The following is a 25,916-nucleotide window of genomic DNA, read 5'->3' as shown; positions in this document are numbered from 1 at the left end:
TGCTGCTAGCGCGTATTAATAAATGAAGAACAGGATCGGTTGGGGTAAAACAACAAGAGCCCCAGATTTACCGGGGCTCTTGTTGTTGAAGAGGTATAGCTCTTATTTAAATCTGCCTTTCAGCATGGCCAACTTCGCCTGGAAGTCGTCCATAGGCGCTTCTTCTTTTTTGGCATTGCCTTTTTTGCTGTTGCCACCGCCCATTGGCCGGGCCGCATTTGGGTCGCCTTTCATGCTTAGGGAGATGCGCTTGCGCGGCACGTCCACTTCCAGCACCGTTACGTCTACCCTCTGCCCTACTTTTACCACGTCATGCGGGTTGGTCACAAAGCGGTCCGACAGGTGACTCACGTGTACCAAGCCATCCTGGTGCACCCCGATGTCGACAAAGGCTCCAAAAGCCGTGATATTGGTCACGAGTCCTGGCAGCTTCATGCCTTCGCGCAGGTCCTTCATCTCGTTCACTCCTTCCGTAAAGCTGAAGGCTTCGAACATCTGACGCGGGTCGCGACCGGGCTTGGCCAGTTCGCTCATGATATCCTGCAAGGTTGGAAGCCCTACGGTATCGGTTACGTAGTTCTTCAGGTTGATTTGCTTGCGTAGCTCATCCTTTTGCATAAGATCCTGCACGGTTACACCCAAATCTTTGGCCATCTGCTCCACAATCGGGTAACTTTCCGGGTGTACAGCCGAAGCGTCAAGCGGATTCTTGGCACTACGGATACGCAGAAAGCCTGCAGCCTGCTCAAAGGCCTTGTCCCCCAAGCGCGGTACTTTTTTGAGTTCAGAGCGGCTGCTGAACGGACCGTTCTGGTTGCGGTACTCTACAATATTCTGTGCAAGCGATGGCCCCAATCCTGACACGTAAGTCAACAATTGCTTGCTGGCTGTGTTTACTTCTACCCCTACTGCGTTCACACAGCTCATCACCACATCATCAAGCGAATGCTTCAGGGCGGTTTGGTCCACGTCGTGCTGGTACTGGCCCACCCCAATGGATTTTGGATCAATCTTCACTAGTTCAGCAAGTGGGTCCATAAGGCGGCGGCCGATGGATACAGCACCGCGCACAGTGACGTCCTTATCGGGAAACTCCTCACGGGCTACGTCTGAGGCTGAGTAGATAGACGCACCGCTCTCGTTTACCATCACTACCTGAACCGATGCCGGCAATTTCAGACTCTTCACAAAGGCCTCCGTCTCACGGCTGGCGGTGCCGTTACCGATAGCGATGGCTTCTACTTCAAAGCGGGTCACCATATACCTGACTGCCTGTGCAGCTTCGCTTTCTTTGTGCTGGCCGGTGTGTGGGTAAATCGTTTCGTTATGCAGCAGTTTGCCCTGCCTGTCGAGCACCACCGCCTTCACACCGGTTCTGAAACCCGGGTCAAGGGCCAGCACCGTCTTTTGTCCGAGTGGCGACGAAAGCAACAGTTGGCGCAGGTTATCGGCAAACACACGGATCGCTTCTTCGTCGGCACGTTTCTTAGAGGTCAGGCGCACTTCGGTTTCCATGCTCAGCTTAAGCATGCGCTTGTAGCAATCCTTGGCGGCGAGTTTCACCTGCTCCGATGCCGCGTTGTTTCCTTTCACGAACATGCGTTCCAGTCTTTCTAAGGCTTCTTCCTCATCTGGCTGGGCACTCAGCAAAAGCACCATCTCGGTTTCGCCACGGCGCATAGCCAAAATACGGTGCGAGGGGGCCTTCTCAATCGGCTCTTCCCATTCAAAGTAGTCTTTGAATTTCTGTCCTTCCTCTTCCTTGCCCATCATCACACGGCTCTTGAACGTGCCCTTCTTCTCGAAAAGCTGGCGCATGGTGGCGCGCGCCTCGGCGTTTTCGTTCATCCACTCGGCCATGATGTCGCGGGCTCCGGCTAGTGCCTCTTCAGCATCCTTTACCTCTTTCTCTTCAGAGATAAAATGGGCGGCTTCGGCAGCTACATCGATGTTCTCCTGCTCAAAAATGCGCTGTGCCAGCGGCTCCAGGCCCTTTTCGCGGGCAATGGTGGCACGGGTGCGGCGCTTCGGCTTGTAGGGCAGGTAAATATCCTCGAGCACGGCCATCGTTTCAGCAGCCATAATGCGGGCCTCCAGTTCCGGCGTGAGCTTCTCCTGGTCACGGATGGACTTGAGAATGCTCTCCCGGCGCTTGTCAAGTTCGCGCAATTGTTCCAATCGGTCGCGAATGGCCGCTACCTGTACTTCGTCAAGGGAGCCGGTCGCTTCTTTTCGGTAGCGGGAAATGAAGGGCACGGTAGCGCCTTCGTCGAGCAAGGTTGCCGTGGCTTCCACCTGTTTGATGGTGATGGACAGCTCAGTGGCAATCTTGAGTAAATGGTCAAGGTTTAATTCCATGTATTTTGGTAAAGAATAATCAGTAACAATGCCGAGTGAATCGCAAAGGCAGAAGGTGGCCGCCCCACATTTTCACCCGCTATCCCCGATTCGCCGGGAGGTCCTCAATCGTTTAAGGAACGTCAAATTTAAGCGATATTGCCTGAAACCGAAAGCAAGTTTTCCGGGTAAATTGGCCTGACCTCAAATTAACTGCACGACTGGCTTCCTGTTTTTTTATACCTTGGCCTGATTGAAAGCCCTGTACATTCATAAAAACACCCGTCTGGCATTGCTGTGCAGCCTGATTCTCTGCCTCACACAGGCCTGTGTGATACAGCGTATAGACCACATGCCCTATCAGCAAACCGATTACTACCGCCATACCTTACAGACTCTTAAAAATGTGCCACCGGTCAAGAGCACAGCAGAGGCGCTGCGGGTGGGCTGGGCGAAAGTGAACATCACACCGCCCGTCGGTACGCCATTGGCTGGGTATGGCAAACGCAAAGGGCTTCGGTACACAGAGGTGCATGATTCGGTTTGGGTACGAACTTTCGTTTTCGAGAACGGGCAGGCTGAGGTAGCCGTTGTGACGCTGGACATGCTCATTGCCCCCATGACCGTGGCTGCCGCCCTCGAGAAAGAATACCAGGCCCTGGGCCTGAGACCTGAGCAGGTATACCTGACAGCCACCCATACCCACACGAGTTTTGGGGGGTGGGGCCAAAAGCTGGCAGGATGGCTGATGGCCGGAAAGCGGGACAAGAAACTGGTGCAGGAAACCACGGCCCGCATTGTGCAGAGTATTGTGGCGGCCCGGCAACAAAGCCAACCTGCCCGTTTGGGCTACGGCATAGCCTATGCTCCCCATTTGGTTCGCAATCGGCTGACAGGCTCGGCAAGTGGTCGCGATACGACGGTGCGCTTCCTAAAAATTGAACAAAAATCCGGGAAAACGGCCGTGCTCACCACTTTTGCGGCACACCCCACCATCCTGCCCTCGATGGCCCGGGCACTCTCCCGCGACTACCCGGGTGAGTTGGTGGATCAATTGGAGCAACAAGTTGACTTGGCGGCTTTCGCAGCCGGTGCCGTTGGGAGCCAGGGGGTTGTGGCACCATATGGCGACACTTACGAAAGCACGGCAGCAGTTGGGCAGCAACTGGCACAGGCTGTGCTACAGAGGTTGCCTGAGGTAAAGACGCATGATACAGTTACGATTGGCTTTGGGCGAGTCGACCTCAGATTGCCTGCACCGCAGTGGCGCATCAACACCACCCATCGTTTCGCCCCGTTTCTGTTCCATGCCTTGTTTGGGAGATACCCTGCCTTTGTCAGTAGCCTGCAACTGGGCAGCACAATACTTGTAGGTGTGCCAGCAGACTATTCGAGTGAGCTGTTGCCCCCGCTTGAAAAACAGGCGGCACAGCAGGGACAGCAGGTGGTGGTAACTGGATTTAATGGTGGCTATATCGGCTACGTCACACCAGACGAGCATTACAAACTCAAAAAGTATGAGACCCGGTCTATGAATTTCTATGGCCCACAAACCGGAAGCTACCTGACGGAAGTAATCCTGCAGGTCATCCAGCAATACCAGAAATAGTTGCCGACTATCGTAGAAAATTCAAAAAAAATAATTTTTTTCTCTCCTGCTAAATACAATATTTTAGCAATTTGAATCCTGTTTATTCAATTTGATTTTGTTTATAATATCCAATTATAAATTATCATCATAATAAACTGTTTGCACGAGAAGCATGCTTTTTTGTATTTATTCACAATACTCCAACGCTATACAAATCGCTCCTATAGGTAAATACCTTGTATTCCAGCGCTGACACATCCCTTTACTGCCATTTTATTCAACTCTCTTTGTACCCCATCCACTGTTACCCTTTCAGCACTTATCAGGATGCAATTATGGACTTAATCTAACATCAATCAGTGTTACAACCCATAAATCCAGTTAAAAACAACACTCGTAATTTCGTTATTGTCAACTGCTTATATCAAATCTTTACAAGTAAAGAACTGTAAAAATCACAAGTAAAAAACTGCCATCAGATTGGCGCAACATCACCATTGTACAATTTAAAGCAGTTAGTATTAATTCTAACCCCCAATTTATAGTACCATATGTAACATTTTTAATTTAACTCATTTTCTATGACTGTAACACTCAAAAACAAACTAATGTGTTTACTTGGGCTACTGCTCATGCTAACCCCAGGGTTTGTACACGCCCAATCTGCACTGGATGTGGCGCTTCGGCATATTGACCAGCAAAAGGCCAATTTCAAACTGAACGCCGCTGACCTCTCCGATTATGTAGTAACAGACCAGTATGTCAGCAAAAAAAGTGGCATCACGCACATTTACCTGCGTCAGCGCTTTCAAGGCATCGAGGTCGTAGACGCGAACATCAACATCAACATCGATCGTGATGGCAATGTCATCAACATGGGGAACCGCTTTATTCCCAACCTGCGAGGCGCCATAAAGAGCAGTGCAGCTTCCCTCTCTCCCGAACAGGCTGCCAATGCTGCAGCAGCAAGTCTCAAACTGAAAGTAAAAGACCCCATCAAAATCAAAGAGCGCAAAGCACCCACCCCTAAACTAGCGGTTGCGGCCAAGGCTGTTGTACTCAGTGATGGCGGTGTATCGCTTTCGCCTATACCTGCCAGACTTGTCTACCAACCCATGCCAAATGGCGATGTGCGACTAGCCTGGGAGGTTGACATCTACAATCTGGATGCACAGCACTACTGGAATATGCGAGTAGACGCTGCGACAGGACAAGTGCTCAAAAAGGAGGATTTGGTCATACACGACAATTGGGGCCTTCCTGTCGTTACGGATGCCCCGGCGCAAGAGAAGGCCTTTGTAAAACAGAGCACTACCGGCAGAATAGCCACAAAAGCAGAGCGTCTGAAGGCACAACAAAATTTCTATACCCAGACGATCGCACCACGTAGCGTGGCGGCTGCAGCAGTAGCCACAACCGGTTCTTACCGGGTATACGACATACCTTTCGAGACACCAAGCCATGGCGACAGAACCCTGGTGACTGGCAAAGAAAATGCGGCGGCTTCGCCACTGGGCTGGCACAACGACGGCCTGGCATCCTATACTATCACAAAAGGCAACAATGTGCATGCTTACGAAGACCGTCTGGGGGCCAACGCCGGCACCAGCCCAGATGGAGGCGCCAATCTGTCTTTCGACTTCCCGCTGGATCTTGCCAAAGAACCTGACACCTATGTAAAAGCGGCAACTACCAACCTGTTTTACTGGAATAACATCATACATGACCTGTTTTACCTGTATGGCTTCGATGAAGCGAGTGGCAACTTCCAGCAGACCAACTTATCAGGCGAAGGTCAGGGGCTGGATGGTGTAATGGCCGAAGCGCAGGACGGCGGCGGCACCAACAACGCCAACTTCCTGACACTGCAGGACGGTGTTCCCGGCCGCATGCAGATGTATCTCTGGACTTCTTCTCTCCCTGCCAAGTTGCTCCACATCACCTCACCTGCCTCTGTGGCTGGTTCTTATACTGGTATACAAGCGGCATTTGGACCAGCAATTGATGAAAACGGCGTAAGCGGCAAGATCGTAATGGCTGACCCTGCAACTGGGTGCGGCACGGCCCCCGCCCTTCCTAAAGGATCTGTTCCAGAGCCTTTTAATAACCAGACAGAAGTTTCCGGAAACATCGCTTTGATTGACCGGGGTGGCTGTTCCTTTATATCAAAAGCGCTCAATGCGCAGGCTTCCGGAGCTACAGGTGTTATCGTGGTCAACAACATAGATGGCCCCGCTTTATCCATGGGCGGCGATGAAACTGGCAGTTTGATACTTATACCCACCATCATGATCAGCAAGGCTGATGGGGACAAACTGAAGGCAGCCCTGGCAGCAGGACTGAACGGAGCGTTGCGACGCGAGGGCGGTGTGCCTCCTTTGCGTGATGGCGACCTTGACAACGGCATTATTGCGCATGAGTACGGTCACGGCATCTCAACGCGCCTGACCGGTGGACCAAGCACCCAATGCCTCTCAGGCGCTGAACAGGGCGGCGAAGGCTGGAGCGATTTCTTCGGTTTGATTATGACCATGCGTGATGGCGACACCGGACCGAAACGCCGCGGTATCGGCACTTATGTTCGCTCAGAGGGTACAGACGGCGACGGCATCCGACCTGCACCTTATACCACCGACATGGGCATCAACCCCTATACCTACCGCATGATCTCTAACCCGGAAATATCGGTACCACACGGCGTTGGTTTCATTTGGGCCACTATGTTGTGGGAAATGACCTGGAACCTAATTGATGAGTATGGCTATGACGCCGACCTTCACAGTGGCAAAGGCGGCAACAACATCGCACTGCAATTGGTAATTGATGGCCTTAAACTGCAGCCTTGCAGCCCTGGCTTTATCGATGCCCGCGACGCGATTCTGGCAGCTGACCGCATCAATAACGGAGGTGCCAACCAATGCCACATCTGGCGTGCTTTTGCCAAACGCGGACTGGGGTACAGTGCCACACAAGGCAGCAACAACAGCCTTACCGATGGTACCGAAGCATTTGACATGCCACCATCATGCGAGCCCCAGTTTGCCATTAACCTAAAAGCTACTCCGACGCCGGTAACGGATGGCGAAGAGTTGCTGTATAAGATCACCGTTAAAAACGAGACAGCCGGCTCTGTAAACAACGTTTCCATTACGAACCCGCTGCCAGAGGGTACCGTTTTTGTACAGGAATCTACGCCAAATGCTCCTAAGCTTACAAAAGGCGTAGTTACTTTCAAAGCCGTTAAAATGGCTCAGGGAGAAACGATTGAGCGCTCCTTTAAAGTACGGGTGAATAAAGGCACAGGCAGCACCCTGTATTTCCAGGATGATATGGAGAAAGGCGCCGCCAAATGGAAGACTTCCCACGGAATAGGACTAAACGACTGGAAGCTAAGCACCAAAAATCCATTCAGTGGCACATCGTCTTGGTTTGCAGCAGATCCCGACGCTTTCAGTGACCAGTACCTGGTAACAGCTCAGCCTGTGAAAATAGGTGAGAATGCCCTGCTCCGCTTCTGGCACAGTTATGCCACCGAAACCGAGTTCGACGGCGGTGTGGTGGAGATCAGCACTAACCAAGGACTAACCTGGAGTGACCTGGGCAGCAAAATGATCCAGAACGGATACAATGGCAATATTCCGTTGGCCAATGCCTCTACCATCGCGGGTCCTGCCTTTACAAGAGGCAGCAACGGCTATATACAAACAATTGCCGACCTCAGCAGCTACAAAGGCCAAAGCGTATTGATCCGTTTCCGATTCGGATCTGATGTACTCTCGGGTGCTACCGGATGGTATGTGGATGATGTCGACATTGTGTCTAATCCAACCGTGGTGAAAAGCACGGCGTATGTAACCTCCCGATTTGGGGGAGATGCCAGCGCTACCATCGAAACAGTGGTCCTCAAGGCTGGCACGCTATCCCAAACTGGTTTGTCAACTGCATTGGCTGCTGAAGCGCGCGAGATACTTTTCCCGAACCCTACGCAGAACAGAATTAACCTCAAGCTGGCAGAGAAAGCAGAAGGAAGCGTTCTGATCAAGGTAAAGAATGCACACGGCCAACAGGTATTCCAACAGGAACTGACAGCTGACGAAGCCAACGATGGAGCTGTGCTATCGCTGGAAGGTTTAGGGAACGGACTCTATTACTTCACCATCAGTACAGGACAACAAACATCCACCCACAAAGTGATAATTAAAAAGTAATCGAATTTAAATCGCAAGTTAAAGCCGCCTCATGATTGGGGCGGCTTTTCTATTTTCAGACCCCTGTTTCACTTAAATACAAAAATTTACCTTCCATATCATCCATATTCAAATATCTATCTTGAGATAGTTATAAACTAAAATACCTTAAACAGGTTTATACTATAGTAAGAAGCTGATAAACAGCTCTTTTTGTGTTATTTAAATCAACTACAATGGAAACTTCATTGCCTGATATTGCAAGTATCCTTTTCTTCCTGACTTTCGCGGTTTATGCTGTCTTGGTTATGTTTATACTGGTATGGATGCACCAGGACGCGGAAAACAGAGGCATTCGGGGATTGCTGGTAGTACTACCAGCTTTTATGACAGGCACACTGCCAGGTATGGTGCTATGGCTGGCGTTCAGACCATCGCTCAAACCTGAGCCAGTTCTGGTAAGGGTCAGAAACGATTAATTGACATAGTGATAACCTGAAGGCAGCTGGAGATAATTCAGCTGCCTTTTTAAATGATCTACGGGATTAAGTTCGTTAATTTGTGGTATAGCCATCCCAAGCATTATGAAACAGATCTTTACCACCACTACTTTAGTGCTCTTTGCCATCCTTCTTTTTTTCAGCTCCTGTAACGACTGTAGCGTTAGTGTAGCGCAGTTTGAGAACGGCGATAGCAACTGGACTGTCTACAACTCTGGCGATACCCTGCACCTGGTGGATGAAAAGAATACCGTTTTCCGCTTCGTGAATACCCGCATCACCTCCGATCCCGTACCCGGCGAGGGTTTCAGCCCCACAGACGCCTGCATTGAACAATACGATACCCGACGTGCCAGCGTGATGCAGGAAACCACCAACCCCAAGCGGCTTCCGGGCCTCAGTGTGGTTGCCCTCAAAAAGCCTAGCGTTATACAGGTCAGCCTGGTGGTTGTCAATCGGGGAGAGCTTCCAATTCCAGATCTCAACACGCCGCAGCATGCTTCACTACAGGTAAATGGCTTTACTTACCAAAATGTATTCGACTTGGTTAGTAATGACAGTATACCGGATGGTGTTCGCCGTATCCTGTTTAACAGGGAGTACGGCTTCCTGCAGGTAGAGTATTTTAGAGGAGTGACCACACACGGACGGGTATTGAAGCGCGTGCCTTAGACTTTTTATTCCTGAAACAGCTTATACTGTAGGCAGGCAATGGCTAATCCTTTTTTCTACAGCTTGCAACCCCGCGCTCCGAAATCGGGTCATGTAGCTGGAGTGCCTCAATCCTCTAAGTAGACATTCCCTAAATAATTTTAGCTTACTTCACATTTTTCATCCAATGATCAAATCATTAAAACTTGCGAGCGCCATTATAGGGGCCACACTACTTTTTACTTCCTGCAAAGATTGCGACACGACCGTCATACAGGTAGCCGACGATGAAGCCGAGTGGCTGGTGTACGACCGGAACGATTCCGTGACCTTTATAAATGAGAAAGCAGAAGAAGTACTTTTTGTCAATACCCTGCTTAATGCCCAGCAAGTGCCCGGCGAAGGTTTTAATGTGTCCGACGATTGCATTGAACGCTACGATATGCAGGCGATGAGCATTATCCAGAACACCCAGAGGAGCTACCCGGGTCTTGCCACCTATTTTCTCAAAAGGCCTGATACCTTTGAAGTCATACTGCTCGTGGAGAACCAGGGGGAATACACGATTGACGAGACCCAGCCTACCTACCCTAGCTTGGACGTTAACAATACACTGTATACCAATGTGTTTGAGGTTACCAACCCGGATGGTTCCAAGGCTACCAACATGAAGCGACTGCTTTTCAACAAGGAGTTCGGTTTTATAAGCGTGGAGTATTATGATGGCAAAAAACTGGAGCTGAAGTCATAATCGCTATACCTGCGCAAAAAAGAACGGGCCCGGTATTTACGAATACCGGGCCCGTTTGTCATCAGGTTTATTTATTTAGTTCTAAGCATATTCGGCCACACTCTCGTGGTTGAGGTCGTGCAGTACGTCCAGCACCTGCTGCACGTGTTCGGCGGGTTTCGAGAGGGAGTTGAAAACATATTGCACTTCTCCTTTTTTGTCTATCACGTAGATGGCCCGGCCCGGCATGATACCGAACTTGCGTGGTACCCCGTACAGGTTTCGGATTTGGCCATCGCAGTCACTCAGCAAGGTAAATGGCAGGCGATACATGCGCTCGAAGCGTTTATGGGCATCTGCTTTATCATAGCTGATGCAAACCACCTCGGTCTCCAGATCGCAGAACGTGTCGTAATGGTCTCTGAACTCGCAGGCTTGTTTGGTGCATTCCGATGAACTATCCTTCGGGTAGAAGTACAGTACCACATTTTTCATTTTCAACAACTCGTAAAGCCTGAAAAAGCCACCATCCAGACGCTGCAATTCAAAATCAGGGGCCTTGTCACCAATCTTAACTACTTCTTTACTCATAATATAAAAAACTACTTACTAAAGCCCTTTCGTTTGTGAAAGGTTCAATTTGCAAAGTTACTACTCTTCTTATCACAAAAACCACACCCAAGGCGCAATAGTTTGTAAGATTTTTTTTCGACAACTTGCGTCATGCCCCGAATTCACGTCATCATACCCGCCTACAACGAAGAAAAATCTATCTCTCACGTAATCAACGCTATACCTACAAACCTTGTGCAAGAGGTGATCGTGGTGAACAACAATTCGAGTGACCAAACGTCAGCGGTTGCCCGGGCTGCCGGCGCCACGGTGCTCGACGAGCCGCGGCCTGGCTATGGCAATGCCTGCCTGAAAGGGATAGCCTATGCTGCGAACAAGCCCGTTGATGATCAACCAGACATCATCGTGTTTCTGGATGGCGACTTCTCGGACTTTCCGGAGGAGATGCCGATGCTTGTTGAGCCTATTGTGGAAGGCCGGGCTGACATGGTGATCGGGTCGCGGGCGCTCGGGAAGCGAGAAGGCGGTGCTATGATGCCCCAGCAGATTTTCGGCAACTGGCTGGCCACTACCTTGCTGCGTTGGCTCTATGGGGTCAGGTATACCGACCTGGGGCCTTTCAGGGCCATCCGTTTCGATACCTTGCAGCAACTGGGTATGTGCGACCGTAACTATGGCTGGACCGTCGAAATGCAAGCCAAGGCCGCCAAGCAGAAAATCAGGTATACCGAAGTACCGGTAAGTTACCGCAAGCGCATTGGCATATCCAAGGTGTCGGGTACGGTAAAAGGCACCGTGCTGGCAGGGTATAAAATTATTCTCACTATATTTAGGTACCTGTAAGCCGAATAAAAGCCAAAGCGCATGACAATCCTCCAGTTTCTGATCGTTGCCGTGTATGGTCTTTGCCTGGCCTTCATTTTCTGCTACAGCCTGGTGCAGCTACACCTCACTTACCTCTACTGGACACGCAAAAAGCAGCCCGCTATACCTACTCCCATACCTGACCAACAGGTATGGCCGCCCGTGACGGTACAGTTGCCGCTTTACAACGAACGCTATGTAGTCGAACGCTTGATTGACGCAGTGGCTGCCCTCGACTACCCTCCTCACCTGCTGCAGATCCAACTGCTCGACGATTCGGATGACGATACCAGCGCACTTATCCAACGGCGGATTGAAGCCTATACCTACAAGGGGATTGACATGGAGCACATCCGTCGTCCGGACCGTGTTGGCTACAAGGCAGGCGCCCTGCAATATGGGCTGGAGCGGGCCACCGGTGAGTTTATCGCCATTTTCGATGCCGACTTCGTGCCTGACCCTGATTTCCTCAAGCGCACCATACCTGCGTTCACCCACGAGAGAACAGGTGTCGTACAAACCCGCTGGGGTCACCTCAACGAGAACTACTCACTCCTTACCCGGCTGCAGGCTTTCGGACTGAACGCCCATTTTACGGTAGAACAGGCTGGCCGGAACAGCGCCGGCCATTTCATTAACTTCAACGGCACGGCCGGGGTATGGCGCAAAAGCTGCATTGTGGACGCTGGGGGCTGGCATGCCGATACCCTGACTGAAGACCTGGACCTGAGTTACCGGGCGCAGTTGCGCGGCTGGCAGTTCCGCTACCTGGAGGGGGTAGAGACACCCGCTGAGCTTCCGGCAGCCATGGGGGCACTTAAGTCGCAGCAGTTCCGCTGGACAAAGGGCGCCGCCGAAACAGCCCGCAAACATCTGTTGCGAGTGTTGCAAACCCCTTTGCCGTTTTCAACTCGTCTCCATGCCGTTTTTCACCTGCTCAACAGCGGAATTTTTATCTGTGTGCTACTCACTGCCTTGCTAAGTTTGCCTATGCTGCACCTGAAGCACGACTTGCCCGGATTGGAGCCTCTTTTTAAACTTGGTTCCCTGCTTATCCTGAGCCTCTTGGCCTTGCTGGCATTTTATTGGACTTCCCTTTATCAGCACCATGCATCTGTTTGGCAAACCACCAGGCGTTTTGTTCCGGATTTTTTTCTGTTTCTGTCTATGTCGATGGGCTTGTCGCTGCACAACACCGTGGCGGTGATAGAAGGGTATCTGGGACGTAAGACCCCTTTCATCCGGACGCCCAAGCACAACCTGGTGCACCAGCAGGACTCCTGGCGTAAACATGCCTATGCCATGCGCAGGGTTCACCCGGTAACCTTGCTGGAGGGGGGGCTGGCTATTTACTTCGCATATGGCATTGCATTGGCCTTTGAACTGCAGGATTTCGGGCTGTTGCCATTCCATGTTATGCTCACGCTCGGATTCGGCTCCGTTTTCGTTTATTCCCTGTACCACAGCTGGCGCGCATGACCCTGCCTCGTAATCAAATAGCGTCTTATACAGCCTTGGGCATTTCAGCACTGCTATACCTGGCACTGGGCTATGCTACGCCCCGCGAGAACTTCACCCAGCTGCTCCTGTTTACACTGCTCGCCTTTGGGGCTTATGCCTATGTGACGAACCATAATATAAACGTGTGGCACGGTATAGGCGCAGGGCTGTTTTTCCGGCTGTTGCTGCTCTTTGCCATACCTGCTCTCTCCGACGACTACTTCCGTTTTGTGTGGGATGGGATTCTACTGGTGGCCGGAGAAAACCCATATCGATACCTGCCGGCTTATTATTTAAGTGAATCAGCTCCCACCTTGGTCGGTATCACACCCGAACTGTTCCGCCAACTCAACTCCCCTGAATACTACTCAGTATACCCACCGGTGCTGCAAGCGGCGTTCTGGCTGGCTGCCACCCTCTCCCCAGACAGCCTGTTGGGCAGCATTATTGTGATGCGGGTGATCATACTAGCCGCAGAAGCTGGGTCTATACTGTTGTTGCTTCGGCTGTTGCGCCGTATGGGACTACCTGACCGGCATGTGCTCCTCTATGCCCTAAACCCGCTCGTGATCCTGGAGCTGACTGGCAACCTGCATATGGAAGCGCTCATGATCTTTTTTCTGCTGCTCTTTCTGTACCAGTTGCATTTCCAGCGCCACCTGGTCGCGGCTATACCTTTTGCATTGGCCGTAGGTGCCAAACTGCTGCCGCTTATGTTTCTGCCTTTTGTATGGCAAAAACTGGGATTCAGGCGCTTTGCCGCTTTTGGAGCGGTGCTGCTGGCTACGTTATTTATGCTGTTTTTCCCACTGCTCTCTTTGGAGGTGCTGCGCAATTTCTGGCAAAGTATCGATCTGTATTTTCAACGCTTCGAGTTTAATGCGAGTGTATACTACCTGCTGCGCTGGCTGGGGTTTCGACTAACTGGCTATAACCAGGTTGCCATAATAGGACCACTGCTTTCCCTGGCAACCCTGCTTAGTGTGCTGGCGTTGGCGGCCATTAATAAGCTTGGCTCTGTGCGGCGTCTGGCTGGTTACATGGCCGCTGCCCTGACGGTATACCTGTTCCTCTCCACCACGGTACACCCCTGGTACCTTACCACGCTGGTAGCCCTCACCGCCATGAGTCAGTTCCGATTCGCCACCGTATGGTCCTGCCTGGCCATTTTCAGTTACTCCGCGTACCGCACCAGCGCCTACACGGAGAACCTTTGGCTGGTTTTGCTTGAGTACTCCTTGGTAGGCTTGTGGCTGATAGCGGAGCTATACCTGTACAGGCAGCATAAAAAGCATGCGAATCTGGCGCAGTAAGTTATAGGTTTATTAATCGAGCCATGAGATGAGAGTATTGACTAATCAATAAAATGATCTCCGGCCTTCTTGAGCTCAAGAGGATTTAAGCTTATTAACCGTCAAAATTGAACGAGTAAGTTAGTTAGTGGACGTGAATGCTTCTTTAAGCTGCTAGTTGGGTCCACCCAACTTCTGACCCCATCAAGATATCTTCCATTACTCCTCTCCCAAATCCCGCAACGGTGCTGTCAGGAAATCATTGAATGGTTTCACGGTTTTAAACGCCTCCAGCACGACGCCCATAAAATCCTTACTTAGCACCACTTTATCCGATAGCGGCATCACGGCGTTCCAGCTTTTGAAGCGCAGGTACTCGATGGCCGGGTTTTCTTTGTCGTAACCTTTGGGTGTCGTTTTGAGCTGCTCTCCTTGTATGCTGCCGAAACGCTCTTTGAAAGCCGGAGCCTGAATGATGCCCTCCAGCTCCTCCATGCTGTAATCAATCTCCTGCCGCACGGCTTTGAGGTAGTTGGCGGGAGGCATCCAGAGGCCACCGGCTACGAAGGAATTGTTGTTGGCAGCCAGATGCAGGTAATAGCCTGGCAAGATGGATTTGCGTCCGCCTTCGGCAATGTAGGCACCGAAGTGGTCTTTGTAGGGTCGCTTGTCGTGGGAGAAGCGCACATCGCGGTAAATCCGGAACACCAGGTCCTTGCCCTTCTGCCCATGCGCCACCGGCTCAAAGGGCTCCATGCTTTCGAGTAATTCGTCCAGAAAAATCAGGAAGTTTTTGCGGGCCGTTTCGTAACGGGGTTTGTGCTCTTGAAACCACTCGCGGGTGTTGTTTTTAGAAAGATCTTCCAGGAAGGAGATCGTGCTTTTATCTATCGTTGTCGCCATGGGCTGTTGGTGCTGTGCTTATACCTTGTAAGATAAGAATGGCCTTTTATACTGCCAAGCAGATTGCTTTGTTTGTAAGCCTCACGACCTAATTTCCATAAATCTCTCGTTTGAATATCCACCCACAAACACTCTTGTACAAATAGCAAAGACTCTTAACGCACTGATTCCGTACACATTAATAAGTCTACCTATACCTTACGCACATGCCACGCCTGCTTCTTTTGCTCCTGTTGTTCCTGTCCCCAATCTGGGGGATGGCCAGCGATTCTACGGAAGTATGGCTACTAGTGCCGGACCAGAAACAGCGGTTACGACTGGCTATCGCGCAATATGAGGAACTGAGCAACCATACCTGGCATACCTTCCCGAACAAACTTCTAATACGGCCGGGCGACTCCAACCGCTATGTGCCCCAGTTGCGGGCCAACCTCCTGCTCTCAGGCGATCTGTCAATCCCTGACAATGCGGAAGACTCTCTGCATTATACCCGAACGCTGGCCTCGGCGGTGGTGCATTTTCAGACCCGGCACGCTCTTAAGGCCGACAGCATTATTGGTCCCCGAACGGTAGCGGCTCTTAACGTGCCACCAGCCCAACGCCTGCGGCAGCTGCAACACAGCCTAGAGCGCTGGGACAACTTCAGTCAGAACATCAGCCAGCCTTATATCATCATCAATATACCTGACTACTCGCTGCGCCTGATCGAGCATAACACCGTGCTCCTGCAGTCGCGGACTATCGTAGGCAAGCCGGACCTCCCGACTATCGTGAACCGCACTGACTTGCACACCATCGTTTTCAATCCTTTCTGGTACATTCCCCGGTCTATCGCTTCGAAAGAGATATTGCCTATTATCAAGCGCAACCCGGCTTACTTGGCCAGTCGAGATATGGAGGTGTTTCGGCCTACGGCACTGGGCGGTTGGCAAAAGGTGGATCCCTGGAAGATAGATTGGAGTGGGGTAACTGAAGACAATTTCAACTATAGGATTGTGCAGGTAACCGGGGAGCATAATGAACTGGGAAAGATGAAGTTCCTTTTCCGTACCCGTGTCAGCCAATACCTGCACGATACCAAGGACAAGCACTTATTTGAGCTCGACAAACGGGCATTTAGCCACGGTTGTATTCGCCTGCAGAACCCCGAAGAACTGGCGCATTACCTGTTACAGGAGCGCTCTGGCTTGTCTGACAATCGCGTAGAACGTGTGCTGGAGACAGATAAGGATGAGCAGTTTATACGTCTCAAGAAGCCCGTTCCGATACTTATTGTCTATATGACTGCTTGGGTCGATCAGCATTCCGGACTTCAGTTTCGGGAGGATATTTACGGCTATGACAAATTGGAGCAGGTAGTGCTGGGGCAATAAAGATTTAGTTGAGATCCGGCCAGCTTTCCTGCAAGTCCTCCAGCTTGTCTATATCCGACAGGTATGGCAACAAGGTATGCGACAGGTGCAGGCGTTCGATGTCGTAGAGCGTGTCCGGAAAAACGTGCTCGGTGCTCCATCGTTTGTTGTGGAACAGCTCGGGGTGCAGGTGCCGCATACCCAGCAGATAGTAGCCACCGTCCAATGCCGGCCCGATCACCACCTCGTGAGTTTTTAGTTCATCAAAAGCCTGGTTCACGATGTCGGAGGTCAGCTGGTGGCAGTCGCTCCCGATAATAACCACGGAGGTATAGCCCTCGGCAAAGGCAGTTTCAAAAGCCAGCTTCATCTTTTCCCCCAGATCACCAGGCGGCTGCACTTTTTTCAGGTAGCGTGCATCGGGCCACAGATCCTGTTGCTCCACCTTTTCGGAGTAATAAACAACCTTGTCCACTGGTAGTTCCTGGGTGATGTCGCGGGTATGGCGCAGCAGGTGCAGGTAGATGTCGAGGGCTGTCTCGGGCCCCACGCTGGCCGCCAGGCGGGTTTTCACTTTGCCCAGTTCCGGATTCCGGACGAAGAGCATCAACAGTTTTTTTTCAGTCATACACTTTTTCTCCTTTGCGCAGCCAGATACCCCAGGCACGGGAATAGGCGTGCACTCTATCTGTTTCGCCTTGCCGGTTAAAGACCGGATGGCCCTGGTTTACCCATTCAAAAATACCACCATACAGGTTTTGCACTTGGGTATACCCGGCCTCCTGCAGCTTCTCCCCTATCTTTTCGCTGCGGTAACCCACCGAGCAGTATACCACGATGGGAGTATTTTTCGGTACGTCTTTCAGTTGAGAAAGGTCAAAGCTTTCATACGCAACTAAACGGGCACCCGCCAAATGGCTTACTAGAAACTCTGCTTCAGAACGGGTATCGAGAAGCACTGGTTGATTTGGCTGATGTGTAGCGGCTTGCAATTCTGTCGGGGTAATCGTTTCTACCGTATCACTATACATGCCTTTCAGCATGAGTTCATAGGCCTTGTCTGTTGTTGCGCCGCAGGCCTGCAGCAACAGGCAAAGGAATCCGATCAGGTATAGCGATTTAGGCATGATTAAGCGGTTGTCTCGCCTCCGCAGCTGGAGCCGGCCCCGGCGGTGCAGCCATAGCAGTGCTGGTTGAGCATGATGCTGCGGCCGTCCAACTGCACCAGGTTAAAATCACGGATATGCTGCGGCGTACCTGGCTGCACCTTCAGTTCCAGCATCTGGTTAAAGTCACAGTCGTAGAGATAGCCGTCCCAGCCAACCGAAATGGTGCTCCGGCACATCACATTGGCGGCTGCTGTCGGGTTGAAAGCATTTACCAGCTTTTCCATGTAACTGCTGTAGTTACCGCTCTCCACCAGGTAATCGAGGTAGCGGCTCACCGGCAGGTTGGTAATGCAAAAGAGCTGGTTGAAGACAATCCCATAACCGTTCAGCAATCTTTTTTTAAACTCCGCTTCCAGTGATTTCTGGCTGGCAGGCAAAAAGGCCCCCGAGGGGTTGTAGACCAGGTCGAGCATCAGACCGCTTCCCGCCTGCCCGTAACCCGCCTCATTGAGCATTTGCAGTGCTTTTATTGATTTTTCGAATACGCCATCGCCTCGTTGGGCGTCGGTGCGGGAAGCCGAGAAGTAAGGCAGCGAGGACACCACCTGCATTCCATGCTTCTTGAAAAACAACGGCAGGTCATGGTATTTTTTGTTGGCCAGGATGATGGTCAGGTTACAACGCACGATCACCTGCCGCCCCATACCTGAGAGCCGCTCCACAAACCACCGGAAATCCGGGTTCATCTCGGGCGCCCCGCCGGTCAGGTCTACCGTTGTGAGCTGCGGTGACTGCGCCAGCGCATCCAAACAGAGCTGCATCGTTTCCCGGGTCATGATCTCTTTGCGGTCCGGGCCGGCGTCCACGTGGCAGTGGCGGCAGGTCTGGTTGCACATCTTGCCCACGTTCACCTGCAGAATACTGGCGCCTATCGGCCGAAGTGGGTATAGCCCGTGCTCCTGCAGACGTTTCGCGAAAGCCGGGAATTCGTTCTCCCCGACTCCGGCGTGCCGCAGCACGTCCAGCTGGTAGGCCGGGTCTGCGAACTGGTGCTGTTGCGCCTTGAGCGACTTGACAGGTATAGCCATAGTTTACATGGTTAGCTCTTTGATTTTATTCATCATCTGCACCCCGTGCACCAGGGCCGCCCCGCCCTTGATGGCCGCCGCCACATGCACGGCCTCCATCATTTGGTTCTCGTCAGCGCCTTTCTCCAGGCAATCAGAGGTATAAGCGTCAATGCAGTAGGGACATTGCACGGCGTGCGACACTGCCAGTGCGATCAGGGCTTTTTCACGCTCGGTGAGGGCCCCTTCTTTAAAGACCTCGCCGTAGTAGTCGAAAAACTTGCGGCCCATCTCTGGCTGCAATTCCGAAATGCTGCCGAACTTTTTCAGGTCTGCGGGATTGTAATAGGTATTATCCATGGGATTTTAAATTGAGGTATAGCAGAAAACGGGCGACCAATGCGCACGGTCCTTAGTGAGTATATAAAAATGAGGTATAGCGTATACCGCTGGCCACTTAAACCAAAAAGATACACGCAAGGGGAAACACCCCGAAGCGAAAGTTGTTTAGAAGATTAAATAACGGGAGGCGCCCGCAGCAGCATCGACCTTTCAAACCGCTGCTTGGGTTTGCTCAGGGGAATGTACAGGCGGTAGTCACATAAGCCTGCTTGCGAAAGTATAAGAGCCAGGCTGTTCTTCACGGCATGCCCGTCAGGCAACTCGACCAGTTGCCGGGCAAGGTCCTGAAAGTTGTCCACGTCACTTTTCTCGTCCAGCAGACTCAGGCAGCCCAGGCAGGCTTGTCTGCGGTAAGAGTAGAGCATCAGTTCATTCAAAAGCTCATCTGTCTGCCAGTTTAGCATGGCGAAAGCCTCCGGGTCAAAACTGTTGATGTGCAACCCGATCAGGTAAGCGCCGCCGTCCGATGCAGGCCCCACCACCATGTTGACGCTACTGAGCTCCTCCTGCGCACGCAGCAGGTCTGTTGCAGTCAAGGCAGGGCAATCGCTCCCGATGCAGATCACTTGCTGGTACCCTGCCGCAAAAACCTCCTGAAAGGCGTTAGCCAGCCGCTCCCCGAATGTTTTACCAACCTGTTTGTCCGATAGCACGGGAAACACCGGTATACCTGACTCTCTGGACACCTTCAAGGCATGCTGCTGCAGGGTTTGGGCAATTTTCCTGTTCACACCGAGCCCATGCTGTACCGAGAAGGTCTTATGCGCTACCTCCTGGTCCACTGTGTGGGCAAACAGCAATATGGCGGTGTCGGTGTACAGATTTTCCAAAGTCTTCTTTCTAAGCCCTCCTGCCCTGCAAGCTTTTACAAGAGGCATAAAAACGCCCATAGAGTTTTACAGGTGAAGCAAGTTAAGAATAAATGCCGTTTATAAAAGAGAATTCTCGCATTAACACACACTAATAGCTGCATAAAACTGCAAACTTAAATATATAAATATACAGATGTACTTAAACAAGTGCACCTGACTTCCTATACCCTGCTTTCAGTACACAATGTTCTTCCTTGCGTATATTTACTGCACACTCCAAGCACTTCGATTCATATGGCAATACAAACAATCAACCCGGCAACTAACGACATCATCAGAACCTTTGATCCGCATACAACCGCTGAAGTAGTACAGAAGCTGGAAGCGGCTAGCGCAGCTTTTCATAGCTGGAAGAAAACGGGATTTGAGAAACGTTCAGAGCTTATGCTGCAATGTGCGGATATCCTGGAGAACGAGGCAGAAAAGTATGGCCGAATCGTAACGCTGGAAATGGGCAAACCGCTCCAGGACTCCATCGCCGAAGTAAAGAAATGCGCCAAAGTATGCCGTTACTACGCGGAGCATGCTGCCGGTTTTTTGCAGGACGAGGAAGTGGAATCCGGTGCCAGCCGTAGTCTCATCGCTTACGAACCGCTGGGCGTTGTGCTGGCCGTCATGCCTTGGAATTTTCCGTTCTGGCAGGTCTTCCGTTTTCTGGCCCCGGCTCTCATGGCCGGCAATGTGGGCGTTCTCAAGCATGCATCCAATGTGCCGCAATGTGCCCTGGCCATTGAGGAGATCATTCATAAAGCCAGCTTCCCGAAAGGTGTCTTCCATACCTTGCTGGTGGAGTCCAAAGCGGTGGACGCGATCATTGAAAGCAAATATGTGAAAGCGGTGACCTTAACAGGAAGCGAGGGTGCCGGCTCCAAAGTGGCGGAGAAGGCAGGCAGCGAGATCAAAAAAACGGTGCTCGAACTTGGGGGCAGCGACCCTTTTATCGTGCTGGAAGACGCCGACCTGGAGGCAGCCGCCACAACTGCGGTGAAGTCCCGTATGGTGAACACCGGCCAGAGCTGCATTGCAGCTAAGCGCTTTATCCTGGTCGAGGGTATAGCCGACGAGTTCCTGGAAAAAATGAAGGAAAAAATGCTGGCCCTCAAAACCGGTAACCCCCTCACCGACAATTGCGATTACGGCCCGATGGCCCGCAAAGACCTGGCCGAGGAATTGGAGAAACAGGTGCAGGAATCGGTGGAAAAAGGAGCCAAAGTGATACTGGAAGGCGGTCGTGAGGGGAAAGACTCTGCCTACTTTAAGCCCATGATCATTCAGGACCCAAAGCCCGGCTCCCCTGCCTACGACGACGAACTGTTTGGCCCGGTAGCTATTGTGTTTGTGGTGAAAGATGAGGCAGAAGCCATCGAAATAGCCAACGACCACCGCTACGGCCTCGCCGGCACCGTCTGGACCAGCGACCGGGAACGCGGCCTGCGTGTAGCCCGCCAGGTAGAAACCGGCGCCATGTTTATCAACGCCATGGTCGCCTCCACCCCAGAGATGCCTTTCGGCGGCATCAAGAAGTCAGGGTATGGCCGCGAGCTCTCTTACATCGGCATTCGGGAGTTCACCAACCAGAAGAGTATCTGGATGGGGTGAGATTCGTTATTCGTTGATCGTTAATTGTTGAAGGGTGATTGTTGATTGCCAATTGTTTATTGTTGGATCACTTATTCTGCTTTGGGCTTTCTGAATATGTGGTGCTCTATTTGAGATGAGCTGCTTTTATCGTAACGCCCGATCAACGAACAACTACCAACGAACAACGCACTTCACGCATACCCTACCACTTTATAAACGATATAACCCATCATTTCGTGAATGATGCGGTGCCAGAGGCGGAAGGCATCCGGACTGGGCACAATCAGTTCGTCGGGGGTATAGCGGTTCTCGGAGGTATAGAAATCGGCGGGAAAAACATCGGTGGCTATACCTGCTTTGTCGAAACAGGCCTTGGCGCGGCGCATGTGAAAGGCCGAGGTAACCAGCAGTTTGCGATCCAACTTTGGTAGCGTTTTTAGCAGCTCCCCGGTGTAAACGGCATTTTGGTAAGTGTTGTCACTGCGCGTTTCGATGATGATGTCCTCTTGGGGCACACCAGCCAACAACAGAATTTCCTGCAGCATTTCCGCCTCTGGCCTACGGTCCATGGCCACGGTTCCGGTGCCTCCGGTTATCAGGAACTTATCCACTTTGCCCATGCGGTACAGTTTGAGGGGGTGCAGAAATCGGTCGGCCCCTTTGTGGGTATGCACCCGATCCGGTGTGAGTGCCCGCATGCTGGTCACGCCTGTCAGGATAATGGCCACATCATAGTGCTCCACTTCCTCCAATGGCACGCTGTCGTATTCCCAGGCCCGCATGGTCACGTTGGCCAAAAAGGGATTGGAAAAAACCAGCAGCAGTCCCGTGGCCGAAACCAACGCTATCCGCCGCCATTTAACCGACTTAAGGAAAATTGCCAGCAAAAGCAGCCCCGCGATCCAGATGATGGGCATCAGGAAATACTGCAGCAGCTTGGAGAGAACAAAAAACATAAGGGCTGTTTAGAATTGGATGAGCCGCAAAGGTATAAAAGCCCGCGCAATCGTCGAGCAATTATACCTAGAACAATCGCCTGAATACCCACAGCAGCAACGAGAGCAAAACACTGATCAGAATCATGCTCGTGATGGGCATGTAGAAACGAAAATTCTTATGCTCCACCCGAATATCGCCTGGCAGGTTGCCGAACCAGTCCAGCTTGTCGCCTGCCAGCCAGACTACCAAACCAATGACGACAATAGCTATACCTGCGATCATGATGTATTTCCCGATAGGCTGCATAGGAGAGGATGATGAGTTGAACAAGTATATACTTACGGCTCCACAATTTTAGGGATTTATACCCTAAAAGCGTAAATTTGAGTGTTAGCGTAAATCCTAAATATCCCTATACCTTGAAAGTTTGCATTGCTGAAAAACCGAGTGTCGCACGAGAGATCGCCATGGTCATCGGGGCCAAATCAAAGAAGGATGGCTACTACGAGGGCAACGGCTACCAGGTCACCTGGACCTTTGGGCACTTCTGCACCCTGCGCGAACCCGACGATTACCGGCCCGAGTGGAAACGCTGGAGCATGTACGATCTGCCCATGCTTCCCGAAAGGTATGGCATCAAGCTGATGCAGGACAAAGGCGTGGTGAATCAGTTCAACATCATCAAAAAACTACTCGATAATGCGGAGGAAGTGATTAACTGTGGTGACGCCGGACAAGAGGGGGAAGTGATACAGCGCTGGGTGCTTACCGAGGCCAACTACCGCAAACCGTTCAAGCGCCTCTGGATCTCCTCACTCACCGAGGATGCCATACGCCAGGGTTTTGCCAAGCTGCGCGAAGGCTCCGAATTTGACTCGCTCTACCAGGCCGGCAAGAGCCGCGCCATCGGGGACTGGCTGCTGGGTCTGAATGCCACGCGACTCTTCACCCTTAAATATGCACAGGGACGGCAGACACTCTCCATCGGTCGGGTACAGACGCCTACCCTGGCCATGATCGTGAACCGCCACCATGAGATTGCCAATTTTGTGCCGCAGCCTTTCTGGGAACTCAAAACGGTATACCGCGACACGACTTTTTCGAGCACCAACGGCCGCTTTCACAAGGAAGAGGAAGGCCAGAAGATACTGGAGGCAATCCAGCAGGATGAGCTCACCATCACCGACATCGAAACCAAGAAAGGAACCGAGAGTCCGCCCAAACTATTTGACCTGACCTCGCTGCAGATCGAATGTAATAACAAGCTCAGCATGTCGGCTGACGAAACCCTCAAGACCATCCAGAGCCTTTATGAGAAAAAAGTAGTGTCTTACCCGCGCGTGGACACCGTGTTTCTACCAGACGACATTTACCCAAAGATATCAGGTATACTCCAGGGCCTGAGCGGATATCAGCAGGAAGTGGCGCCTTTGCTGCAAAGCAAGATCCGCAAGAGCAAAAAGGTCTTCAATAACAACAAAGTAACCGATCACCACGCCATTATACCAACGGGCGCACAAGCCAGCCTGTATGGTCGTGAGGCGGATGTGTACGACATCATCACACGCCGCTTCCTGGCTGCTTTTTACCCGGACTGTATCGTGAGCAACACCACCGTCATGGCGGAGTCGGCGGGCTATACCTTCCGGGTACGCGGCAAGCAGATTCTGGAGCCGGGCTGGCGGGTGCTGTATGGCGCTGAGGAATTAAAAACAGACAGCAGCACCGGTAAAGACGGTAAAGAGGAAGAGGAAACAGCCAGTATACTGCCTAACTTTATCAAAGGTGAGCACGGACCGCATGCGCCGCTGCTCGACAAGAAATGGACCAACCCTCCAAAGGAATATACCGAGGCGACCCTGCTACGTGCCATGGAAACGGCCGGACGCCAAATGGACGACGAAGAACTGAAAGAGGCGCTGAAGGAGAACGGCATTGGACGGCCTTCCACCCGCGCCGCTATCATCGAGACGCTTTACAAGCGCCAATACATCCGCAAGGACAAGAAAAAGATCGTGCCTACCCAGATGGGCATCGACCTGATCGGTGTCATACGGAACCAGACCCTGAAGTCGGCGGAGATGACTGGCCAGTGGGAACGGAAACTGCGACAGATCGAGGGCGGTTCTTTCAAAGCAGAGGCTTTCCTGCAGGAGCTACAGGATTTTGTAATCAGTTTGGTGCAGGAGGTGAAGTATGACAAAGCCACTGTGACTATGGAGGCTGCGCCAGAACCAACACCTGCCGCCACTAGTAAAACGAAGGCTGCCCCCAAAACTCCCAAAGCTAAAACCAATGTTGTGCCGGGCAAAGGGCTGGGCTCCTGCCCTGCCTGCGGCGAAGGCCACATCCTGAAAGGCTCAAAAGCCTATGGATGCATCCGGTTTAAGGAGGGTTGTCGCTTTCTTATACCTATCGAGCAACAAGGAAAGTCTATCACAGACAAGCAGATTACGGCGCTATTAGCCAAAGGGAAAACCCCAACCATCAAAGGTTTTCAGGACGAACAGGGCAATGGATTTGATGCCATCCTAAAGCTTGACAACAACAAACAACTGGTGTTAGAGCGGGTGGAGAAAGCAGAGAAAACACCTGGAACAGATCCCTTTGCCAAATGCCCGAAGTGCCAGCAGGGCAGCATGCTCAAAGGCAAATCAGCCTATGGCTGCAGTCGCTTCCGGGATGGCTGCCAGTTTGTGGTGCCTTTCGAGATGGGCGGCAAACAGCTGACCGAAAAGCAAATCGGCACGTTGCTGACCAAACGCAAGACCGGCAAAATCAAAGGGTTTACCTCAGCCAAAACAGGCAACACTTTTGAGGCAGCCCTTACCATCAACGATAGCTGGCAGGTCGTTTATCAGTTCGATTAGAACAAAGGAGGTGCTAATCAACACTAGCACTGCCTTTGCTTTAGTTCTCTGATTTTACTTTAAAACCCACTTCTTTAGAAGCAACGTTTGTGCGAAAATCCGTTGCGCTTATAGTGAGCATATACTCGCCGGTACGCAATCCTGGAACAGTTAACAACGTGTCTACTTCCAGAATTTTCTTGTCTGGAAAGGTCGTAAAGTTTACCAATTCAGCGTTCCCGCCCAATTCATGCACACGCACTTCCAGCGCCTTTATTTTGTCCTTGTCTGTGGCCGTCAGCTTGATGCGTAGCTCTTTGGAGGTTGCAAGGGTTTGGTTTGCTGTAGGGTTTTTCACCGTCAGGTTTGGTTTAGAACCGTCAGGCTGCAAGCTTCCATCCTCAAACAAATCCTCACACGCTGTCATAAACGAGATAGCAGCCAGGGAAGCCAGCCATGTTTTCAATTTCATATGTATAGCATTGATTAGGTTTTGATAAGTGACTTGGACCAGCGTTGGTCCGTTGTTATACCTGATTCACAATTTCGCCGCCCTAAATCCTTAAGCGAGTAGCAATTTACAAATTCAAAGCAATTCACAAAAACTTAAACCCAAA

Annotated in this window: 22 protein-coding genes; 11 read left to right on the top strand and 11 right to left on the bottom strand. The window is 51.6% G+C overall.

The annotated features are described in order from the left end of the window. Positions 1 to 102 precede the first annotated feature (102 nt). The gene (locus H9Q13_RS00210) at positions 103 to 2,358 is read right to left on the bottom strand and encodes a Tex family protein (RefSeq protein ID WP_191181751.1); all 2,256 of its coding nucleotides are present in this window, start codon (positions 2,356 to 2,358) and stop codon (positions 103 to 105) included. A 232-nt stretch (positions 2,359 to 2,590) separates the two neighbouring features. On the opposite strand from H9Q13_RS00210, the gene H9Q13_RS00205 reads away from it, so the two are divergent. From H9Q13_RS00205 to H9Q13_RS00185, 5 genes are all read left to right on the top strand, one after another. Next, the gene (locus H9Q13_RS00205; protein ID WP_224743971.1) at positions 2,591 to 3,946 is read left to right on the top strand and encodes a neutral/alkaline non-lysosomal ceramidase N-terminal domain-containing protein; all 1,356 of its coding nucleotides are present in this window, start codon (positions 2,591 to 2,593) and stop codon (positions 3,944 to 3,946) included. A 563-nt stretch (positions 3,947 to 4,509) separates the two neighbouring features. Next, positions 4,510 to 8,136 (top strand): T9SS-dependent M36 family metallopeptidase, encoded by a 3,627-nt coding sequence (locus H9Q13_RS18150; RefSeq protein ID WP_191181750.1) that lies wholly within the window; start codon positions 4,510 to 4,512, stop codon positions 8,134 to 8,136. Positions 8,137 to 8,351: 215 nt separating this feature from the next. Beyond that, entirely contained in the window at positions 8,352 to 8,594 is a 243-nt protein-coding gene (locus H9Q13_RS00195) for a hypothetical protein (protein WP_191181749.1), read from the top strand. 105 nt (positions 8,595 to 8,699) lie between these two features. After that, positions 8,700 to 9,287 (top strand): hypothetical protein, encoded by a 588-nt coding sequence (locus H9Q13_RS00190; RefSeq protein WP_191181748.1) that lies wholly within the window; start codon positions 8,700 to 8,702, stop codon positions 9,285 to 9,287. A 166-nt stretch (positions 9,288 to 9,453) separates the two neighbouring features. Further along, positions 9,454 to 10,017: a hypothetical protein gene (locus tag H9Q13_RS00185; RefSeq protein WP_191181747.1), complete on the top strand. Its 564-nt coding sequence runs from the start codon at positions 9,454 to 9,456 to the stop codon at positions 10,015 to 10,017. 81 nt (positions 10,018 to 10,098) lie between these two features. Here H9Q13_RS00185 and H9Q13_RS00180 read toward each other — a convergent pair whose 3' ends face one another. After that, positions 10,099 to 10,587, bottom strand: a complete 489-nt coding sequence (locus tag H9Q13_RS00180; RefSeq protein ID WP_191181746.1) for a peroxiredoxin — start codon at positions 10,585 to 10,587, stop codon at positions 10,099 to 10,101. 132 nt (positions 10,588 to 10,719) lie between these two features. Between H9Q13_RS00180 and H9Q13_RS00175 the strand changes: the two genes are divergently transcribed. Genes H9Q13_RS00175 through H9Q13_RS00165 form a run of 3 tightly spaced genes read left to right on the top strand, consistent with a single transcriptional unit; the run spans position 10,720 to position 14,246 of the window. Then, positions 10,720 to 11,412 (top strand): glycosyltransferase family 2 protein, encoded by a 693-nt coding sequence (locus H9Q13_RS00175; protein WP_191181745.1) that lies wholly within the window; start codon positions 10,720 to 10,722, stop codon positions 11,410 to 11,412. Between the two features lie 21 nt (positions 11,413 to 11,433). Further along, positions 11,434 to 12,912 (top strand): cellulose synthase family protein, encoded by a 1,479-nt coding sequence (locus H9Q13_RS00170; protein WP_191181744.1) that lies wholly within the window; start codon positions 11,434 to 11,436, stop codon positions 12,910 to 12,912. Beyond that, positions 12,909 to 14,246 carry a hypothetical protein gene (locus H9Q13_RS00165; protein ID WP_224743970.1) on the top strand — a complete coding sequence of 446 codons (1,338 nt, stop codon included), beginning with the start codon at positions 12,909 to 12,911 and terminating at the stop codon, positions 14,244 to 14,246. Before H9Q13_RS00170 ends, H9Q13_RS00165 begins: the two co-directional genes overlap by 4 nt. Positions 14,247 to 14,444: 198 nt before the next feature. Here H9Q13_RS00165 and H9Q13_RS00160 read toward each other — a convergent pair whose 3' ends face one another. Next, positions 14,445 to 15,128 (bottom strand): DUF2461 domain-containing protein, encoded by a 684-nt coding sequence (locus H9Q13_RS00160; RefSeq protein ID WP_191181742.1) that lies wholly within the window; start codon positions 15,126 to 15,128, stop codon positions 14,445 to 14,447. Positions 15,129 to 15,334: 206 nt separating this feature from the next. Here H9Q13_RS00160 and H9Q13_RS00155 point away from each other — a divergent pair, with 206 nt between their 5' ends. After that, positions 15,335 to 16,501, top strand: coding sequence for a L,D-transpeptidase family protein (locus H9Q13_RS00155; RefSeq protein WP_191181741.1), 1,167 nt, complete (start codon positions 15,335 to 15,337; stop codon positions 16,499 to 16,501). Between the two features lie 4 nt (positions 16,502 to 16,505). Here the strand turns inward: H9Q13_RS00155 and H9Q13_RS00150 are convergent, their stop codons facing one another. The 5 genes from H9Q13_RS00150 to H9Q13_RS00130 all read right to left on the bottom strand — a co-directional run bounded on the left by H9Q13_RS00150 (position 16,506) and on the right by H9Q13_RS00130 (position 19,888). Further along, positions 16,506 to 17,108, bottom strand: coding sequence for a TIGR04282 family arsenosugar biosynthesis glycosyltransferase (locus H9Q13_RS00150; protein ID WP_191181740.1), 603 nt, complete (start codon positions 17,106 to 17,108; stop codon positions 16,506 to 16,508). Continuing rightward, positions 17,101 to 17,607, bottom strand: coding sequence for a rhodanese-like domain-containing protein (locus tag H9Q13_RS00145; RefSeq protein ID WP_191181739.1), 507 nt, complete (start codon positions 17,605 to 17,607; stop codon positions 17,101 to 17,103). Before H9Q13_RS00145 ends, H9Q13_RS00150 begins: the two co-directional genes overlap by 8 nt. Positions 17,608 to 17,609: 2 nt before the next feature. Next, positions 17,610 to 18,677, bottom strand: a complete 1,068-nt coding sequence (gene arsS, locus H9Q13_RS00140; RefSeq protein ID WP_191181738.1) for an arsenosugar biosynthesis radical SAM (seleno)protein ArsS — start codon at positions 18,675 to 18,677, stop codon at positions 17,610 to 17,612. A 3-nt stretch (positions 18,678 to 18,680) separates the two neighbouring features. Continuing rightward, a complete protein-coding gene (locus H9Q13_RS00135) occupies positions 18,681 to 19,016 on the bottom strand; it encodes an arsenosugar biosynthesis-associated peroxidase-like protein (RefSeq protein ID WP_191181737.1) in 336 nt (111 codons plus the stop codon). 155 nt (positions 19,017 to 19,171) lie between these two features. Continuing rightward, positions 19,172 to 19,888, bottom strand: coding sequence for a TIGR04282 family arsenosugar biosynthesis glycosyltransferase (locus H9Q13_RS00130; protein WP_191181736.1), 717 nt, complete (start codon positions 19,886 to 19,888; stop codon positions 19,172 to 19,174). Between the two features lie 276 nt (positions 19,889 to 20,164). On the opposite strand from H9Q13_RS00130, the gene H9Q13_RS00125 reads away from it, so the two are divergent. Beyond that, entirely contained in the window at positions 20,165 to 21,529 is a 1,365-nt protein-coding gene (locus tag H9Q13_RS00125) for an NAD-dependent succinate-semialdehyde dehydrogenase (protein WP_191181735.1), read from the top strand. Positions 21,530 to 21,702: 173 nt separating this feature from the next. Here the strand turns inward: H9Q13_RS00125 and H9Q13_RS00120 are convergent, their stop codons facing one another. Both H9Q13_RS00120 and H9Q13_RS00115 read right to left on the bottom strand, forming a co-directional pair. Beyond that, positions 21,703 to 22,467 (bottom strand): YdcF family protein, encoded by a 765-nt coding sequence (locus tag H9Q13_RS00120; RefSeq protein WP_191181734.1) that lies wholly within the window; start codon positions 22,465 to 22,467, stop codon positions 21,703 to 21,705. 67 nt (positions 22,468 to 22,534) lie between these two features. Beyond that, complete coding sequence (locus H9Q13_RS00115) at positions 22,535 to 22,780, bottom strand: DUF2905 domain-containing protein (protein WP_317173859.1); 246 nt, start codon at positions 22,778 to 22,780, stop codon at positions 22,535 to 22,537. Between the two features lie 89 nt (positions 22,781 to 22,869). Between H9Q13_RS00115 and H9Q13_RS00110 the strand changes: the two genes are divergently transcribed. Further along, a complete protein-coding gene (locus H9Q13_RS00110; protein ID WP_191181733.1) occupies positions 22,870 to 25,320 on the top strand; it encodes a type IA DNA topoisomerase in 2,451 nt (816 codons plus the stop codon). A 40-nt stretch (positions 25,321 to 25,360) separates the two neighbouring features. Here H9Q13_RS00110 and H9Q13_RS00105 read toward each other — a convergent pair whose 3' ends face one another. After that, complete coding sequence (locus H9Q13_RS00105) at positions 25,361 to 25,771, bottom strand: hypothetical protein (RefSeq protein ID WP_191181732.1); 411 nt, start codon at positions 25,769 to 25,771, stop codon at positions 25,361 to 25,363. Between the last annotated feature and the right edge of the window lie 145 nt (positions 25,772 to 25,916).

The sequence above is a fragment of the Pontibacter aquaedesilientis genome (assembly GCF_014773225.1).
Taxonomy (GTDB): Bacteria; Bacteroidota; Bacteroidia; order Cytophagales; family Hymenobacteraceae; genus Pontibacter; species Pontibacter aquaedesilientis.
The sequence above is the reverse complement of the archived record's forward strand: the minus strand, read 5'-3'. Positions and strand labels throughout refer to the sequence as shown.